The sequence below is a fragment of the Halomonas sp. H10-9-1 genome (assembly GCF_040147005.1).
Lineage (GTDB): Bacteria > Pseudomonadota > Gammaproteobacteria > Pseudomonadales > Halomonadaceae > Halomonas.
In genome coordinates, this window is sequence record NZ_JAMSHO010000001.1 from 86,213 (window position 1) to 100,767 (window position 14,555).

At 68.3% G+C, this 14,555-nt stretch carries 17 protein-coding genes; 11 read left to right on the forward strand and 6 right to left on the reverse strand.

Annotated elements, in window-relative coordinates; translation table 11 throughout:
• The first annotated feature begins 28 nt into the window (after positions 1-28).
• The 5 genes from xseB (at position 29) to NFH66_RS00430 (ending at position 4,775) form a co-directional block, all read left to right on the forward strand.
• Positions 29-319, forward strand: a complete 291-nt coding sequence (gene xseB / locus NFH66_RS00410) for an exodeoxyribonuclease VII small subunit (protein ID WP_349607444.1) — start codon at positions 29-31, stop codon at positions 317-319.
• Positions 309-1,193 carry a (2E,6E)-farnesyl diphosphate synthase gene (gene ispA, locus NFH66_RS00415; protein WP_349607446.1) on the forward strand — a complete coding sequence of 295 codons (885 nt, stop codon included), beginning with the start codon at positions 309-311 and terminating at the stop codon, positions 1,191-1,193. Before xseB ends, ispA begins: the two co-directional genes overlap by 11 nt.
• 16 nt (positions 1,194-1,209) lie before the next feature.
• The gene (gene dxs, locus NFH66_RS00420) at positions 1,210-3,150 is read left to right on the forward strand and encodes a 1-deoxy-D-xylulose-5-phosphate synthase (RefSeq protein WP_349607448.1); all 1,941 of its coding nucleotides are present in this window, start codon (positions 1,210-1,212) and stop codon (positions 3,148-3,150) included.
• Complete coding sequence (gene djlA, locus NFH66_RS00425) at positions 3,150-3,920, forward strand: co-chaperone DjlA (RefSeq protein ID WP_349607450.1); 771 nt, start codon at positions 3,150-3,152, stop codon at positions 3,918-3,920. Before dxs ends, djlA begins: the two co-directional genes overlap by 1 nt.
• A 225-nt stretch (positions 3,921-4,145) precedes the next feature.
• Positions 4,146-4,775: a glutathione S-transferase family protein gene (locus NFH66_RS00430; RefSeq protein WP_349607452.1), complete on the forward strand. Its 630-nt coding sequence runs from the start codon at positions 4,146-4,148 to the stop codon at positions 4,773-4,775.
• Positions 4,776-4,785: 10 nt separating this feature from the next.
• Here the strand turns inward: NFH66_RS00430 and ribA are convergent, their stop codons facing one another.
• Positions 4,786-5,421, reverse strand: coding sequence for a GTP cyclohydrolase II (ribA, locus tag NFH66_RS00435; RefSeq protein ID WP_349607454.1), 636 nt, complete (start codon positions 5,419-5,421; stop codon positions 4,786-4,788).
• 134 nt (positions 5,422-5,555) lie between these two features.
• On the opposite strand from ribA, the gene hemE reads away from it, so the two are divergent.
• Positions 5,556-6,632, forward strand: a complete 1,077-nt coding sequence (gene hemE / locus NFH66_RS00440) for a uroporphyrinogen decarboxylase (protein ID WP_349607456.1) — start codon at positions 5,556-5,558, stop codon at positions 6,630-6,632.
• Entirely contained in the window at positions 6,625-7,017 is a 393-nt protein-coding gene (locus NFH66_RS00445; protein ID WP_349607458.1) for a VanZ family protein, read from the forward strand. Before hemE ends, NFH66_RS00445 begins: the two co-directional genes overlap by 8 nt.
• A 10-nt stretch (positions 7,018-7,027) precedes the next feature.
• On the opposite strand, the gene NFH66_RS00450 is transcribed toward NFH66_RS00445, so the two are convergent.
• A complete protein-coding gene (locus NFH66_RS00450; RefSeq protein WP_349607460.1) occupies positions 7,028-7,513 on the reverse strand; it encodes a hypothetical protein in 486 nt (161 codons plus the stop codon).
• A 207-nt stretch (positions 7,514-7,720) separates the two neighbouring features.
• Between NFH66_RS00450 and NFH66_RS00455 the strand changes: the two genes are divergently transcribed.
• Complete coding sequence (locus NFH66_RS00455) at positions 7,721-8,149, forward strand: host attachment protein (protein ID WP_349611614.1); 429 nt, start codon at positions 7,721-7,723, stop codon at positions 8,147-8,149.
• 56 nt (positions 8,150-8,205) lie between these two features.
• On the opposite strand, the gene NFH66_RS00460 is transcribed toward NFH66_RS00455, so the two are convergent.
• Positions 8,206-9,132 (reverse strand): LysR family transcriptional regulator, encoded by a 927-nt coding sequence (locus NFH66_RS00460; RefSeq protein WP_349607462.1) that lies wholly within the window; start codon positions 9,130-9,132, stop codon positions 8,206-8,208.
• Positions 9,133-9,275: 143 nt separating this feature from the next.
• Here NFH66_RS00460 and NFH66_RS00465 point away from each other — a divergent pair, with 143 nt between their 5' ends.
• Positions 9,276-10,052 (forward strand): ferredoxin--NADP reductase, encoded by a 777-nt coding sequence (locus tag NFH66_RS00465; RefSeq protein WP_349607464.1) that lies wholly within the window; start codon positions 9,276-9,278, stop codon positions 10,050-10,052.
• A 194-nt stretch (positions 10,053-10,246) separates the two neighbouring features.
• Here the strand turns inward: NFH66_RS00465 and NFH66_RS00470 are convergent, their stop codons facing one another.
• From NFH66_RS00470 to NFH66_RS00480, 3 genes are all read right to left on the reverse strand, one after another.
• Positions 10,247-10,585, reverse strand: a complete 339-nt coding sequence (locus tag NFH66_RS00470; RefSeq protein ID WP_349607466.1) for a P-II family nitrogen regulator — start codon at positions 10,583-10,585, stop codon at positions 10,247-10,249.
• A gap of 145 nt (positions 10,586-10,730) precedes the next feature.
• Positions 10,731-11,981 (reverse strand): ammonium transporter AmtB, encoded by a 1,251-nt coding sequence (locus tag NFH66_RS00475; protein ID WP_349607468.1) that lies wholly within the window; start codon positions 11,979-11,981, stop codon positions 10,731-10,733.
• A gap of 53 nt (positions 11,982-12,034) precedes the next feature.
• Complete coding sequence (locus NFH66_RS00480) at positions 12,035-12,373, reverse strand: P-II family nitrogen regulator (RefSeq protein ID WP_349607470.1); 339 nt, start codon at positions 12,371-12,373, stop codon at positions 12,035-12,037.
• Between the two features lie 268 nt (positions 12,374-12,641).
• Between NFH66_RS00480 and NFH66_RS00485 the strand changes: the two genes are divergently transcribed.
• Complete coding sequence (locus NFH66_RS00485; RefSeq protein ID WP_349607472.1) at positions 12,642-12,986, forward strand: accessory factor UbiK family protein; 345 nt, start codon at positions 12,642-12,644, stop codon at positions 12,984-12,986.
• A 66-nt stretch (positions 12,987-13,052) separates the two neighbouring features.
• Positions 13,053-14,555: a YifB family Mg chelatase-like AAA ATPase gene (locus tag NFH66_RS00490; protein ID WP_349607474.1), complete on the forward strand. Its 1,503-nt coding sequence runs from the start codon at positions 13,053-13,055 to the stop codon at positions 14,553-14,555.

Below are 14,555 nucleotides of genomic sequence, written 5' to 3' on the forward strand. Positions count from 1 at the left end.
TATCGGGGCGGTTTTTTAAAGGAGCAGCATGGCAGAGCGCAACGAGCGGTCCCGTGAGCCGCAGGCCGACGACACCGTGTCCGGTGACTTCGCCGCCACCGTCGAGCGGCTCGAGGGCCTGGTGGCACAGCTGGAGTCCGGCGAGCTGTCGCTGGAGGCGTCGCTTGCCGCCTTCGAGGAGGGGGTGCGACTGACCCGTGATGCCCAGCGTCGCCTCGACGAGGCGGAGATCAAGGTGCGCACCCTGACCGAAGGCCCGCAGGGTGGCATCGAGCTCGAGCCCTTCGTGCCACCGTCGGAGGACAACGGTGAACGCTGACACCCTGATCACCCTGCTGGCCGCCGATCGCGCGCGGGTGGATACCCGCCTGGAGGCACTGTTTGTCGAGCGCACCGCTCCGGCCCCGCGACTCGAGGCCGCCATGCGTCACGGCGTGCTGGTGGGCGGCAAGCGGTTGCGTCCGCTGCTGGTGTATGCCGCCGGCCGCGCGCTGGGGGCCGAGGACGCTACCCTCGACGCCCCGGCCATGGCCATCGAGCTGATCCACGCCTACTCGCTGGTCCACGATGACCTGCCGGCCATGGACGATGACGACCTGCGCCGCGGGCAGCCCACCGTGCACCGCGCCTATGACGAGGCCACGGCGATCCTCGCCGGCGATGCGCTGCAGTCGCTGGCCTTCGAGGTGATCGCCCGTACCCGGCACCCCCGTCTGGCGGCGATGATCGCCAGCCTCGCCGAGGCGGCGGGGCGTGACGGCATGGTGGCCGGCCAGGTGCTGGATCTCGACGCCGTGGGCGGCCATCCCGATGTGGATGCCCTGGCCACCATGCATGCTCACAAGACCGGGGCGCTGATCCGTGCCGCGGTGCGCCTGGGCGGGCTGGCGGCGGTGAGCGAGGACGATGCCAGCCTGGCCGCCCTGGATGCCTATGCCCGGGCCATCGGCCTGGCCTTCCAGATCCACGACGATGTGCTCGATGTGATCGGTGATACCGCCACCCTGGGCAAGGCCTCGGGGGCCGACGCCGCCCGCGACAAGCCCACTTATCCGACCCTGCTGGGCCTCGCAGGCGCTCGCCGCCGGGCGGCGGGGCTGGTCGAGGAGGCCGTCGCCGCCCTGGCGCCGCTTGGCGAACCCGCCCGGCCGCTGGCGGCGCTGGCCCGATACATGATCGAGCGTGACCACTGACACGACAGATGCCCACATGAAGCTGTTCGATGACATTCCCGTCGAGCGTCCGGCCACGCCGCTGCTCGACACCCTGGATACCCCGGCGGCACTGCGCGCCATGTCCACCGCGCAGCTGGCGCAGGTGGCCGACGAGTTGCGTGCCTATCTGCTCTACAGCGTGGGGGTCTCCGGGGGGCACTTCGGCGCCGGCCTCGGCGTTGTGGAGCTCACCGTAGCCCTGCACCAGGCACTGGAGACCCCCCATGATCGCCTGGTGTGGGATGTCGGTCACCAGGCCTACCCCCACAAGATCCTCACCGGGCGCCGCGAGGCGATGCCCAATATCCGCCACCATGGCGGGCTGGCGGCCTTTCCACGGCGTGCCGAGTCGGCGTATGACACCTTCGGTGTGGGCCACTCCAGCACCTCGATCTCGGCGGCGCTGGGCATGGCGTTGGCCGCCCGCACCCGGGGCGAGAAGCGTCGCGTCTGCGCGGTGATCGGCGATGGCGCCCTGACCGCCGGGATGGCCTTCGAGGCCCTGGCCCATGCCGGTCACGTCGACGCCAACCTGCTGGTGGTGCTCAACGACAACGAGATGTCGATCTCCGAGAATGTCGGCGGCATGGCCAGCTACCTGGCGCGCATCCTCACCAGCAAGCCCTATACCAGCATGCGCGAGGGCGGCAAGAAGGTGCTCTCCCACCTGCCCGGGGCCCTGGAGCTGGCGCGGCGCACCGAGGAGCACATGAAGGGCATGATCAGCCCCGCCACGCTCTTCGAGGAGCTGGGCTTCAACTACATCGGGCCCATCGACGGCCACGACCTGCCGCTGTTGGTGCAGACCCTGCGCAACATGCGTGACCTGGAAGGGCCCCAGTTCCTTCACGTCAAGACCCGCAAGGGCAAGGGCTTCCTGCCCGCCGAGGCCGATCCCATCGGCTACCATGCCATCACCAAGCTGGAGAAGAACGGCGCCCCGCCGCCGCTCAAGCCGGCGGCGCCGGCCCGCAAGGGCAGGAAGTACTGCAACGTCTTCGGCGACTGGCTGTGCGACATGGCCGCCGCCGATGAGCGGTTGGTCGGCATCACCCCGGCCATGCGCGAAGGCTCCGACCTGGTGCGCTTCTCGCAGACCTATCCCGAGCGCTACTTCGATGTGGCCATCGCCGAGCAGCATGCGGTGACCCTGGCCGCGGGCATGGCTTGCGAGGCCATGAAGCCGGTGGTGGCGATCTACTCCACTTTTCTGCAGCGCGGCTACGACCAGTTGATCCACGACGTGGCGGTGCAGGACCTGGATGTCACCTTCGCCATCGATCGCGCCGGCCTGGTGGGCGAGGATGGTCCCACCCACCACGGCAACCTCGATCTCTCCTACCTGCGCTGCGTGCCTGGCCTGGTGGTGCTGGCGCCGGCCGACGAGGCCGAGTGTCGCGCCATGCTGAGTGCCGCCTACCACCACCCCGGCCCCGCCGCGGTGCGCTATCCGCGGGGCACCGGGCCTGGTGCCGAGATTCCCGCCCATCTCGAGCCGGCTCCCATCGGGCAGGCGCAGCTGCGCCGCGCGAGTGGCGCCGAGGCGGGGCGTCGTGTTGCCCTGCTGGCCTTCGGCAGCCTCAACACGCCGGCCGCCGAGGTGGCCGAGGCGCTCGATGCCAGCCATCTCAACATGCGTTCGGTGAAGCCCCTGGATCGCGAGGCGGTGCTGGCCGCAGCCGCCGACCACGACCTGCTGGTGACCCTGGAAGAGAACGTGCTGGCCGGCGGTGCCGGCAGCGCGGTCAACGAGTTGCTGGCCGCCGAAGGCGTGCGGGTGGCGGTGCTCAATCTGGGGCTGCCGGACGCCTTCGTCGAGCACGGCAAGCCCGCCGAGCTGCTCGCCGAGTGCGGCCTGGACGCGGGGGGCATCGAGGCCGCTATCCGCCGTCGCCTGGCGGCCGCCGACGATGCCGCGATAGAGGAGGCACGCTGATGTGGATCGTTGTCCTGATGGGGGCCGGTCTGGGCTTCATGATCGGCGGCCCGGTGGGTGCGCTTATCGGTGGCGGGCTTGGCTACTGGCTCGTCGCCCGCCTGCGCCGCAGCATGCTGGGCAAGCTGGCGGTGTCCCAGGCGCAGTTCCTCGAATCGACCTTCGCGGTCATGGGCTGCCTGTGCAAGGCCGATGGCCGGGTCAGCGAGGAGGAGCTGGACGCCTCACGGCAGCTCTGGGAGCGCCTGCGCCTCAACGAGGCCCAGCGCGCCCGGGCCCGGGCCGACTTCAACCGCGGCAAGGCGGCCGACTTCGACCTCGACGCCGAACTGGCGAAGGTGCGCAGCCTGCTGGGCAGCCAGCCCGCCTTGCGCCAGGTGTTCCTGCAGGTACAGCTGGCGGCGATCGCCGCCGATGGTCGGCTGCATCCCGCCGAGCGCGAGATGCTGATGCGGGTGGTACGCGGCCTGGGCTGCTCCGAGGCGGAGATCGCCCAGGTCGAGGCGATGCTGCATGGCGCCGGCCAGCAGGCCGGGGGTGGTGCGGCCAGCGGCCCGACCCTGGCCGATGCCTACCGGGTGCTGGGGGTCGAGGAGGATGCCAGTGACGCCGAGGTCAAGAAGGCCTATCGCCGCCTGATGAGCCAGAACCACCCCGACAAGCTGGCCGCCAAGGGGCTGCCCGAGAGCATGCGCGAGGTCGCCCGCGAACGCACCAGCGAGATCGGCAACGCCTACGAGCGTATCCGCAAGGCGCGCGCCGTGGCCTGATCCCCGCCGCTTCCTCCCCATGCGCTTATGGTGGCCCGGTTGACCCAGCGCCGCTCACCAAAAAGCCCCCGAAGGTTGATTGGGCGTCCAACTTTCGGGGTGCCGTTCATCTCGGGGGCTTTTTGCGTGCCGGGCGATGCGCTCCGATGGCCGGGGCGCCCGGCTCGCCACATTCCCGGGGATGCGCTAGCGTGGGGAGACCGAGACATCGCAAGGAGTCGTCCAATGATTACCCTCTACGGTTTCCCCAACTCCCGCTCGCTGCGAGCGACCTGGACCCTGGAGGAGCTGGGCCTTTCGTATGCGTACCGCCACGTCGACCTGGGCCGCGGGGAAGGCCAGTCGGAGGCCTTCCTGGCGCGTCATCCCGACGGCAAGGTGCCGGTGCTGGAGGATGGTGAGCTTTCGCTCTTCGAGTCGGGGGCGATCTGTCGCTACCTCGCGGAGCGCTACGGCGAGCCGGGCGGCCTGCTGCCGGCCACCATCGAGGAGCGGGCCCAGGTCGATCAGTGGCTCTTCTTCATCATCGGCGAACTGGAGCAGCCGCTCTGGACCCAGGCCAAGCACAAGTTCGCCCTGCCGGGCGAGCAGCGCATCCCGGCGGTGCTGCCGACCGCCGCCTGGGAGTTTCAGCGGGCGTTGGCGGCCCTGGAGCGGCGTTTCGACGGCGAGAGCTGGCTGGTGGGGGATCGCTTCACCCTGGGGGACCTGCTGCTGACCCATACCCTGACCTGGGCCGTGCAGTTCAAGATGCGCCTGTCGCCGGCGCTGACCGCCTATCGTGAGCGCGTCGCGGCTAGGCCGGCGTTGGCGCGGGCGGCTGCGCGGGAGCGCAGCGGCGCCGAGCCGGGTTGAGCTCGGCGGCTCAGGGCTTGCGTTCGGTGGGCGTCTCCTCGACCGGGGTAAAGTCGCCCAGCACCATCATATGCCCCAGCTTGCCGGCCTTGGTGGAGAGGTAGTGCTCGTTGTGGGGATTGAGGCCGGTGGTCAGCGGCACCCGCTCCGCGACGTTGATGCCGGCACGGCTCAGGGCGTCTACCTTGCGCGGGTTGTTGGTCATCAGGCGCAGGGCGGCGATGCCCAGATGCTCGAGCATCGGCACGCAGAGGTCATAGCGGCGCAGGTCGGCGGCAAATCCCAGTCGCTCGTTGGCCTCCACGGTGTCGGCGCCCTGGTCCTGGAGGTGGTAGGCGCGAATCTTGTTGAGCAGCCCGATGCCGCGTCCCTCCTGGCGCAGATAGAACAGCACCCCGCGGCCCTCCTCGGCGATGCGCTTGAGTGCCTCCTGCAGCTGGTAGCCGCAGTCGCAGCGCATCGAGAAGAGCGCATCGCCGGTCAGACACTCTGAGTGCACCCGACCCAGCACCGGCTGGCCATCGGCCACGTCGCCCAGGGTCAGGGCGATATGGTCCTTGCCGGTGGCCTCGTCCTCGAAGCCGTGCATGGTGAAGGTGGCCCAGGGGGTGGGCAGACGGGAGGCGGCGATAAAGCGAATCGTCACGGGTTACCTCGGTATCAGGCCGCGGGCGGCGCCGCAGGGTGGGCGATATTCTATCAGGAAGGCCGGCGAGGCTCACGACCGGGGCGCAAGCATCGGGTACAATGCAGGCACATTTCGCGTGGATGACCGCCTGCATGGAACTCAAGAACGATCGCTTTCTGCGCGCCCTGGCGCGTCAGCCGGTAGACCGCACCCCGGTGTGGATGATGCGCCAGGCCGGCCGCTACCTGCCGGAATATCGTGCTACCCGCGCCGAGGCCGGCAACTTCATGGACCTGTGCCGCAACCAGGATCTGGCCTGTGAGGTCACCCTGCAGCCCCTGGAGCGCTATCCGCTGGATGCGGCGATCCTGTTCTCGGATATCCTCACCATTCCCGATGCCATGGGCCTGGGGCTCTACTTCGAGACCGGCGAGGGTCCCAAGTTCCGCAAGCCGGTGCGCACGGCCGAGGATGTTGCGGCGCTGCGTGCTCCCGATGCCGAGCGCGACCTCGACTACGTGATGCGGGCGGTCTCCACCATTCGCCGCGAGCTCAACGGGCGCGTGCCGCTGATCGGCTTCTCCGGCAGCCCCTGGACGCTGGCAACCTACATGGTGGAGGGCGGCTCCAGCAAGGACTTCCGCCACGTCAAGACCATGCTCTACGACACGCCCAGCGTGATGCATGATCTGCTCGACACCCTGGCCACGGCAGCCACCGACTACCTCAACGCTCAGATCCGTGCCGGTGCCCAGGCGGTGCAGATCTTCGATACTTGGGGCGGGGCGCTCTCCACGCCGGCCTACCTGGAGTTCTCGCTGCGTTACATGGAGCAGATCGTGGCCGGCCTGATTCGCGAGCATGAGGGCCGCCGCGTGCCGGTGATCCTGTTCACCAAGAACGGCGGGCAGTGGCTCGAGGACATCGCCCTGGCGGGCTCCGACGCCGTGGGCCTGGACTGGAGCACCGAACTCTCCGATGCCCGCGGCCGGGTGGGCCACAAGGTTGCCCTGCAGGGTAACCTCGACCCCAACGTGCTGTTCGCCCGCCCGGCGGCGATTCGTGCCGAGGTGGCGCGCATCCTGGAGAGCTATGGTGAGGGCCCGGGTCACGTCTTCAACCTCGGCCACGGCATCAGCCAGTTCACCAACCCCGATAACGTCGTCGCCTTCATGGAGGCACTGCACGACCTGAGTCCGGCCTACCACCGCAATATCATGCATGGCTGAATGGCTCGGGCTCGGCAGGCTGCAACGCCTGCACGACCGGCGCCGCCTGTGGGCGGCGCTGGCCGTTGTGGCGGCACTGGTCATTGCCCTGGGCAGCCTGACCCCAGGACAGGAGATGCCCAGTCACCTGCCCTGGGACAAGCTCAACCACTTCGTGGGCTACGCCGGTCTCGCCGGGCTGATCGGCTTGGCCGGCGTCCGCTTGCCGTTCGCGCTGCTGCTCGCCGCCGGTTACGGCGGCGCCCTCGAGTTCGCCCAGATCCCGGTGCCGGGGCGTAGCGGCGGCGACTGGGCCGATATCCTGGCCAATGCTCTCGGTGCGGGGGCTGCCGTGCTGCTGCTGGTCGGCTTGCGCCGGCTGCTGCGGATCGCGAGTCGGGGCTGAGGCGCGCGTCCTAGAGACGCGGCTCCCCGGTCGTCGGTTCGCCGTGGGAGACACCGTTGAGGTCCAGGGAGGGTTCGCGGTTGCGGCGGGAGCGCAACGACTCGGCGGCTCGGGTCACCCGGGCGCTGCCTACCGCCTCACCCTCGGTGGAGAGGGGACGAGCCTCGCTGGTCCAGGCGGCCTGGGGGTCATGCACCGCGGGACGGCGCTCCCAGGAGCGGGTGATCACCGGTCCGGCGCCCAGCTGACCGACCAGATGGTGAGGCAGCAGCGCAAGCTCGGTCATCAGGCGCAGCAGCATGGCGGCCAGCAGCCAGAGGCCGCCGCCCAGCGCCAGGTCGGGCCAGGCATCCTGCCAGGTGGTGGCCGCCAGCCACGGCGTGCGTGGGGCGAGCCATAGCGCCGCGCCGGCCGCGAGGCCAAGCTGCAGCAGCAGGTGGCAGGCGAGCAGGGTGCCGCGTGACAGCGGGCGGCGGGGAAACAGTAATTGACGCATCGGGGTCCTCCCGGGAGTACAGCATGGAGATGAGACGCACCGGCATCCCTGCCGGCCAGATGGAATGCTACCCCAGGTCAGGCTCCCCTGCAGTTGTCGCCGATTGCCGTCGGTAGCGGGTTGACCCGCGTCAAGGCGCTTGCCATGGTTGACTCTGGAGCGGTCGGCGGTCGCCGGTCGCTGTTCCACCGGTATCGAGGAGTGGCTATAACAACCTATATCGTGGTGGCGGATGCGGCGCGGGCGCGGATCTTCACCCGTGACGCGCTCACGCTGGTCGAGCAGGATAGCCTGCTGCACTCGGCCAGTCGGCTGCACGCGGGGGACCTGGTGACGGATCGCGGCTCCGACGTGCATGAGTCGACGTCGAACAGTTCGCGTTCCTCCGGTGGCGAGAGCACGGCACGGACCCATGAGGAGCTGGTGTTCGCCAAGGAGGTGGCCGATCACCTCTATCGGGCGCGTACCGACAACCGCATGGAAAAGCTGATCCTGGTGGCGCCGGCCCGTTTTCTCGGCCAGTTGCGCGACAAGCTCGATGCTCCCACCGCGAAGCTGGTCATCCACTCCCTGACCAAGGACCTCACCAAGGCGAGCCTCGAAGGCATCCAGGAGGCGGTCAGCGATATGCGCTGACAAGGCTGGCTTTCTTTTCAGCGTGGGCCCGGTGCCGTTCGGGAGACGGCCTCGTCTCACGGCACCGGCGGCAGGTCGATCTGGTCGCTGCGGGTCACGCCCTCGGTCATCTGCCGACACAGCTTGAGGAACTCGCGCATGCCGGTGGCGAGGTACTTGTGGCGGTGCCAGATGAAGGTGAACTGGCGGCTCAGATCCAGTTCCGGGGTGGCGATGGGCACCAGGCTACCGCGGCGGAAGGCATCGCGCAGGGCGAGCCGTGAGACACAGCCGATCCCCAGTCCCGACTCCACCGCGCGCTTGATGCCCTCGGTGTGTTCCAGCTCCAGCAACACGTTGAAGCGCCCGCGGCGGTGGCGCGCCGCCTGCTCCAGGGTCAGGCGCGTACCGGAGCCCTCCTCGCGCATGATCCACGCCTCGCGCAGCAGCCGGTTGAGTTCCACCTCGCCGGCCCCGGCGAGGGGGTGGCGAGGCGAGCAGAACACCACCAGCTCGTCCTCCACCCAGGGCTGGGTGACCACGTCCTCTTCCTCGCACTGCCCCTCGATCAGCCCCAGGTCGAGACGGTGGTGGCGGACGCTCTCCACGATGGCGCGGGTATTGCGCACCGCCAGGCGTATCCGGCTGCCGGGGTAGCGCTGCATGAAGTCGCTGATCAGCAGGGTGGCGAGGTAGTTGCCGATCGTTAGCGTGGCGCCCACGTCAAGCACGCCGATGCCCTGTTGGCCGTGGAGCAGCTCCTCTACCTCCTCGGCGCGGTCGAGCAGCGCGACCGCCTTGGGCAGCAGCTGGAAGCCCAGGGCGTTGAGGCGCAGCCGCTTGCCGTGGCGGTCCAGCAACTGGCAGTTGAACTGCTTCTCCAGTTCGGCCAGGGCGCTGCTGGCGGCGGACTGGGAGAGCGCCAGTGATCGGGCGGCTCGCGATACGCTCTCGTGCTGGGCGACTGCCACAAAGACCTCCAGCTGGCGCAGGGTGAAGCGCATGGTGCTCTCCAGTGATGCATATCAATGCGATGAATAAAGGTTATCCATACAATCCATTTAACAGATAACGCCTCCTGCCTTAGAATTCAAATCAAATATTGACATCGCCTTTATTCTTTTTTGACATATCAAAAGGAGCCGACATGAGCAAATTCGCCCTTGAAGAGGTGCTCAGCGTCCACCACTGGAACGACACCCTGTTCAGCTTCCGTACCACCCGCGAGCGCAGCCTACGCTTCAAGAACGGCCAATTTGTGATGATCGGCCTGGAGGTGAACGGCAAGCCGCTGATGCGCGCCTACTCCATCGCCAGCCCCAACTACGAGGATCACCTGGAGTTCTTCAGCATCAAGGTGCCCGATGGCCCCCTGACGTCGCGACTGCAGCATCTCCAGGTGGGCGACCAGATCATGGTCAGCCGCAAGCCCACCGGCACCTTGGTCACCGACGACCTGCTGCCGGGGCGCAACCTCTATCTGCTCTCCACCGGCACCGGGCTCGCGCCCTTCATGAGCCTGACCCAGGACCCCGAGGTCTACGAGCGCTTCGAGAAGGTGGTGCTGGTGCATGGTGTGCGCAACGTCAGCGAGCTGGCCTATGCCGACTTCATCCAGCAGGAGCTGCCGGCCCACGAATACCTGGGCGAGGAGATCGCCGAGAAGCTGATCTACTACCCCACGGTGACCCGCGAGGAGTTTCACACCATGGGCCGCTTGACCGACCATATCCGCAGCGGCAAGCTCGCCGAGGACACCGGCCTGCCGGCCCTGGACCCCAAGCAGGATCGCGCCATGATCTGCGGCAGCCCGGCCATGCTGGAGAGCACCAGCGAACTGCTCGACGAGCTGGGCTTCAAGATCTCGCCGCGCATGGGCGAGCCCGGGGACTACGTGATCGAGCGGGCGTTCGTCGAGAAGTGACCGGGCTGCGCCCGGAGCTCTAAGCCGTAAGCTTTAAGCGATAAGAGAAACCCCATCCGGCTTCCGTCGGATGGGGTTTCCTTGTCTGGATCAGCTAACGAGCCAAGCTCGGCGCTTACGGCTTACGGCTTACGGCTTACGGCTTACGGCTTACGGCTTACGGCTTACGGCTTACGGCTTACGGCTTACGGCTGTTAGACCGCGTCCTTGCCGGTCTCGCCGGTACGGATGCGGATCACCTGCTCCAGCGGCGTGACGAAGATCTTGCCATCGCCGATCTTGCCGGTATTGGCGACACTGGTGATGGCATCGATCACCTTCACCGCCATCTCGTCGTCCACGGCGACCTCGAGCTTCACCTTGGGCAGGAAGTCCACCACATACTCGGCACCACGGTAGAGCTCGGTATGTCCCTTCTGACGGCCGAAGCCCTTCACCTCGGTCACGGTGATACCCTGCACGCCGATCTCCGAGAGGGATTCTCTCACGTCGTCGAGCTTGAAGGGCTTGATGATGGCGGTCACCAGTTTCATGGTCAGTTCCTCGTCGGTGCTGGGGCGGGCATGCCGCCGGTGATAGGCGGATTGACTCTAGGATACACCCCGCCGCCGGGGAAGAAAAAAGGCCCCCTTGCGGGGGCCAGGTGGAGCACGCCAGCTCACTCGTTACGCGTTGCCTTCATTTCTTGGCGACGCTGAACTCGGGGTAGGCCTCCATGCCGCATTCGGTCAGGTCGACCCCCTCGTACTCTTCCTCCTCGCTGACACGGATGCCCATCACCGCCTTGAGGATGCCCCAGACGATCAGGCTGGCCAGGAAGACCCAGGCGAAGATGCCGACGATGCCGAGCAGCTGGGCGCCGAAGGTGGCGTCGCCGTTGGTCAGCGGCACCGCCAGCAGCCCCCAGATGCCGACCACACCGTGTACCGAGATGGCACCCACCGGGTCATCGATCTTCAGCTTGTCCAGGGCAACGATGGCGGCTACCACGATGGCCCCGCCCACGGCGCCGATCAGGGCGGCGCCCGGGGCGGAGGGGGACAGCGGGTCGGCGGTGATCGCCACCAGGCCGGCCAGGGCGCCGTTGAGGGTCATGGTCAGATCGGCCTTGCGGAACCACAGCTTGGCAACGATCAGGGCGGCGATCACCCCGCCTGCCGCCGCGGCATTGGTGTTGGTCAGCACCTGGGCGACGTTGTTGGCGGAGGCGATATCGGAGATCTTGAGCTCGGAACCGCCATTGAACCCGAACCAGCCCATCCACAGGATGAAGGTGCCCAGGGTGGCCAGTGGCAGGTTGGCGCCGGGGATGGCATAGATGCTGCCGTCCCTGCCGTACTTGCCCTTGCGCGGGCCGAGCACCAGCACGCCGGCCAGCGCCGCAGCCGCACCGGCCATGTGCACGATGCCGGAACCGGCGTAGTCGGAGAAGCCGGCCGCGGAGAGCCAGCCACCACCCCAGGTCCAATAACCCGAGACCGGGTAGATCAGGCCGGTCATCACCACGGCGAAGGCCAGGAAGGCCCACAGCTTCATGCGCTCGGCCACGGCCCCGGATACGATGGACATGGCGGTGGCCACGAACACCACCTGGAAGAAGTAGTCGGCACGCATGGAGTAGTACGGCGCGTCGTCGCCGCCGGCCAGCACGGCGTCCACGCCGTTCTCGCCGCCCAGCAGCACGCCCAGGTTGGGCAGGATGCCGCCGCCCGGGCTCGAGTACATGATGGAGTAGCCCACCAGCAGGTACAGGGTGCAGGCGATGGCGAACAGGGCGATGTTCTTGGTGAGGATCTCGGCGGTGTTCTTGGCGCGCACCAGGCCGGCCTCGAGCATGGCGAAGCCGGCGGCCATCCACATCACCAGCACGCCGCAGATCAGGAAGTAGAAGGTATCGAGCGCATAGCTCAGTTCGGTCAGTTCACTCATGGGGCTTGCTCCAGGCAGGGTAACGACAGGCGATTCCGGGTGGGGCGTGACGCTCAGACGGCATCGGCGCCGCGCTCGCCGGTGCGGATACGGATCACGTCCTCGAGGGCCGTGACGAAGACCTTGCCGTCTCCGATCTTGCCGCTGCCGGCGGCGGCGCAGATGGCGTCGAGTGCACTCTCCAGGCGACTATCGTCCACGGCGATCTCGATCTTGACCTTGGGCAGGAAGTCGACGACGTACTCGGCACCGCGATAGAGCTCGGTATGGCCCTTCTGGCGACCGAAGCCCTTGACCTCGGTGACGGTAATGCCCTGGACGCCGTTGCCGGCGAGGGCCTCGCGGACGTCGTCGAGCTTGAAGGGCTTGATGATGGCGGTGATCAGTTTCATGTCCAGTCTCCTCGTGGCGATGGGAGGCGACCCGATGGGGCAGCTGATCAGCACAATGCGTGTGGTGTGCCAGTGAAGAGAGAAATCCTTCTATATCATCATGTTAAATAATCGTCCCAGGCCGAGGGCGCTCCGCCCATGGCCGCATGCTGGTCCCCATGCACCGTGATGGTGCCTGTGCATGCCCCGCGCGCCCTGCAAGAGGGCATGCGTCTCCGGGGCGCCACGCGTATCCTGTAGCTCGTCATCCCCAATCAGGAGAAGCGTCATGGTGACCCACGATAGAATCGGTCGGCTGGCCCAGCAGATCGGTGAACGCCTGCAGGGCGCCTCCCAGGCTCCCGAAGAGGTACAGAAGGGTATCCAGCAGGTGGTGAAGGGTGCCTTCGACCGTCTCGAACTGGTCTCCCGCGAGGACTTCGATATCTTGATGGACGTGCTGCAGCGCACTCGGTCGCGGGTCGAGGCCCTGGAGAAGCAGGTCGCCGCCCTCGAGGCGTTGGTGGAGGCACAGGGCGGCGGCGCGGCCGAGGGCGCCGACGCCTTGGCGGCGAGCGACCCGAACGGTGAAGGCAAGCGTGCCGAGCACAAGAGCGAGGACGCCGCCTCCTGAGTCGCGTCGGGCGGCCCGCCGCGCTGTGGACTAGCCTGAGAGCAGTCCATCCGCGAGGGAACGCCCATGACGCTGGCGATCGTGCACACCCGGGCCGGGCTCGGCCTGGAGGCACCCGAGGTGCAGGTGGAAGTACACCTCTCCAATGGCCTGCCCAGCATGACGCTGGTCGGGCTGCCGGAAACGGCGGTGAAGGAGAGCCGTGAGCGGGTGCGCAGCGCCCTGGTCAACGCCGGCTTCGAGTATCCACTGCGGCGCATCACCCTCAACCTGGCCCCCGCCGACCTGCCCAAGGAGGGTGGCCGTTTCGACTTGCCCATCGCCCTGGGGCTGCTGCTCGCCTCCGGCCAACTGCCGCCCGGTTGCCTGGAGGCGACCGAGAGCGTCGGCGAGCTGGCGCTGGATGGCGCCCTCAGGCGGGTAGAGGGCGTGCTGCCGCTGGCTTTGGCGGCGCGCCGCGCCGGGCGGCGGCTGATCGTGCCGCGAGCCAACGCCGACGAGGCGGCCCTGGCCGGCGAGCTCGAGGTGCTGCCGGCCGACCACCTGCTGGACGTGGTCGCCCACCTCCTGGGCCAGGCCCCTATCGCTCCCCACCGGCTGTCGCACCCGCCCGCGGCCACCCGGCCGTTGCCCGACCTTGCCGAGGTGCGCGGCCAGTTCCAGGCGCGCCGCGCGCTGGAGGTGGCCGCCGCGGGGTCTCACAACCTGCTGTTCGCCGGTCCGCCAGGCACTGGCAAGACCATGCTGGCCAGCCGCCTCCCGGGCATCCTGCCGCCGCTCACCGACGACGAGGCCCTGGAGGTGGCGGCGGTGCGCTCGGTGAGCGGGCTGCCGCTACGGGCCGAGTGGGGCCGGCGCCCCTTCCGTGCGCCGCACCATACCGCCAGTGCCGTGGCCCTGGTGGGTGGTGGCGCGCGGCCGCGCCCCGGCGAGATCTCCCTGGCCCACCATGGGGTGCTGTTCCTCGACGAGCTGCCGGAGTTCCCGCGCCATGTGCTGGAGGTGATGCGCGAGCCCATGGAGTCTGGTCGCATTCATATCGCCCGGGCCAGCCATGAGCGGCGCTACCCGGCGCGCTTCATGCTCGTGGCGGCGATGAATCCTTGCCCGTGTGGCCACCTGGGCGACCCGCGCCAGGCCTGCCACTGCACCGCGGCGCAAATTCAGCGCTACCAGTCGCGGCTATCGGGGCCGCTGCTCGATCGCATCGACCTGCAGGTGGAGGTGCCGGCACTCCCCCCGGAGCAGCTCACCGCCAACCAGCCGGGGGAGGACTCCGCCACGGTGCGCAGCCGAGTGCTCGCCGCCCGCGAGCGGCAGCTGGCGCGGGGCGCACTGAATGCCCATCTGGCGGGGAGGGAACTGGAGACGGCCTGTGGCCTCTCGGCGCCGGATCGCGCCTGGCTGGCCGAGGTGCTCGAGCGGCTCAAGCTCTCGGCGCGGGCCTATCATCGCGTGCTGCGGGTGGCGCTGACCCTGGCCGACCTGGCCGGGGTGACGCGTCCCGAGCGCGAGCAGCTGATCGAGGCGGTGGGCTATCGCCAGCTCGATAGGCTCCTCAAGGGGTGA

Bases quoted from the DNA above. Each gene is read 5' to 3' on its own strand.
- xseB (WP_349607444.1), top strand. From the start codon at position 29: ATGGCAGAGCGCAACGAGCGGTCCCGTGAGCCGCAGGCCGACGACACC.
- dxs (WP_349607448.1), top strand. From the start codon at position 1,210: ATGAAGCTGTTCGATGACATTCCCGTCGAGCGTCCGGCCACGCCGCTG.
- djlA (WP_349607450.1), top strand. From the start codon at position 3,150: ATGTGGATCGTTGTCCTGATGGGGGCCGGTCTGGGCTTCATGATCGGC.
- NFH66_RS00430 (WP_349607452.1), top strand. From the start codon at position 4,146: ATGATTACCCTCTACGGTTTCCCCAACTCCCGCTCGCTGCGAGCGACC.
- hemE (WP_349607456.1), top strand. From the start codon at position 5,556: ATGGAACTCAAGAACGATCGCTTTCTGCGCGCCCTGGCGCGTCAGCCG.
- NFH66_RS00445 (WP_349607458.1), top strand. From the start codon at position 6,625: ATGGCTGAATGGCTCGGGCTCGGCAGGCTGCAACGCCTGCACGACCGG.
- NFH66_RS00450 (WP_349607460.1), bottom strand. From the start codon at position 7,513: ATGCGTCAATTACTGTTTCCCCGCCGCCCGCTGTCACGCGGCACCCTG.
- NFH66_RS00460 (WP_349607462.1), bottom strand. From the start codon at position 9,132: ATGCGCTTCACCCTGCGCCAGCTGGAGGTCTTTGTGGCAGTCGCCCAG.
- NFH66_RS00465 (WP_349607464.1), top strand. From the start codon at position 9,276: ATGAGCAAATTCGCCCTTGAAGAGGTGCTCAGCGTCCACCACTGGAAC.
- NFH66_RS00470 (WP_349607466.1), bottom strand. From the start codon at position 10,585: ATGAAACTGGTGACCGCCATCATCAAGCCCTTCAAGCTCGACGACGTG.
- NFH66_RS00475 (WP_349607468.1), bottom strand. From the start codon at position 11,981: ATGAGTGAACTGACCGAACTGAGCTATGCGCTCGATACCTTCTACTTC.
- NFH66_RS00480 (WP_349607470.1), bottom strand. From the start codon at position 12,373: ATGAAACTGATCACCGCCATCATCAAGCCCTTCAAGCTCGACGACGTC.
- NFH66_RS00485 (WP_349607472.1), top strand. From the start codon at position 12,642: ATGGTGACCCACGATAGAATCGGTCGGCTGGCCCAGCAGATCGGTGAA.
- NFH66_RS00490 (WP_349607474.1), top strand. From the start codon at position 13,053: ATGACGCTGGCGATCGTGCACACCCGGGCCGGGCTCGGCCTGGAGGCA.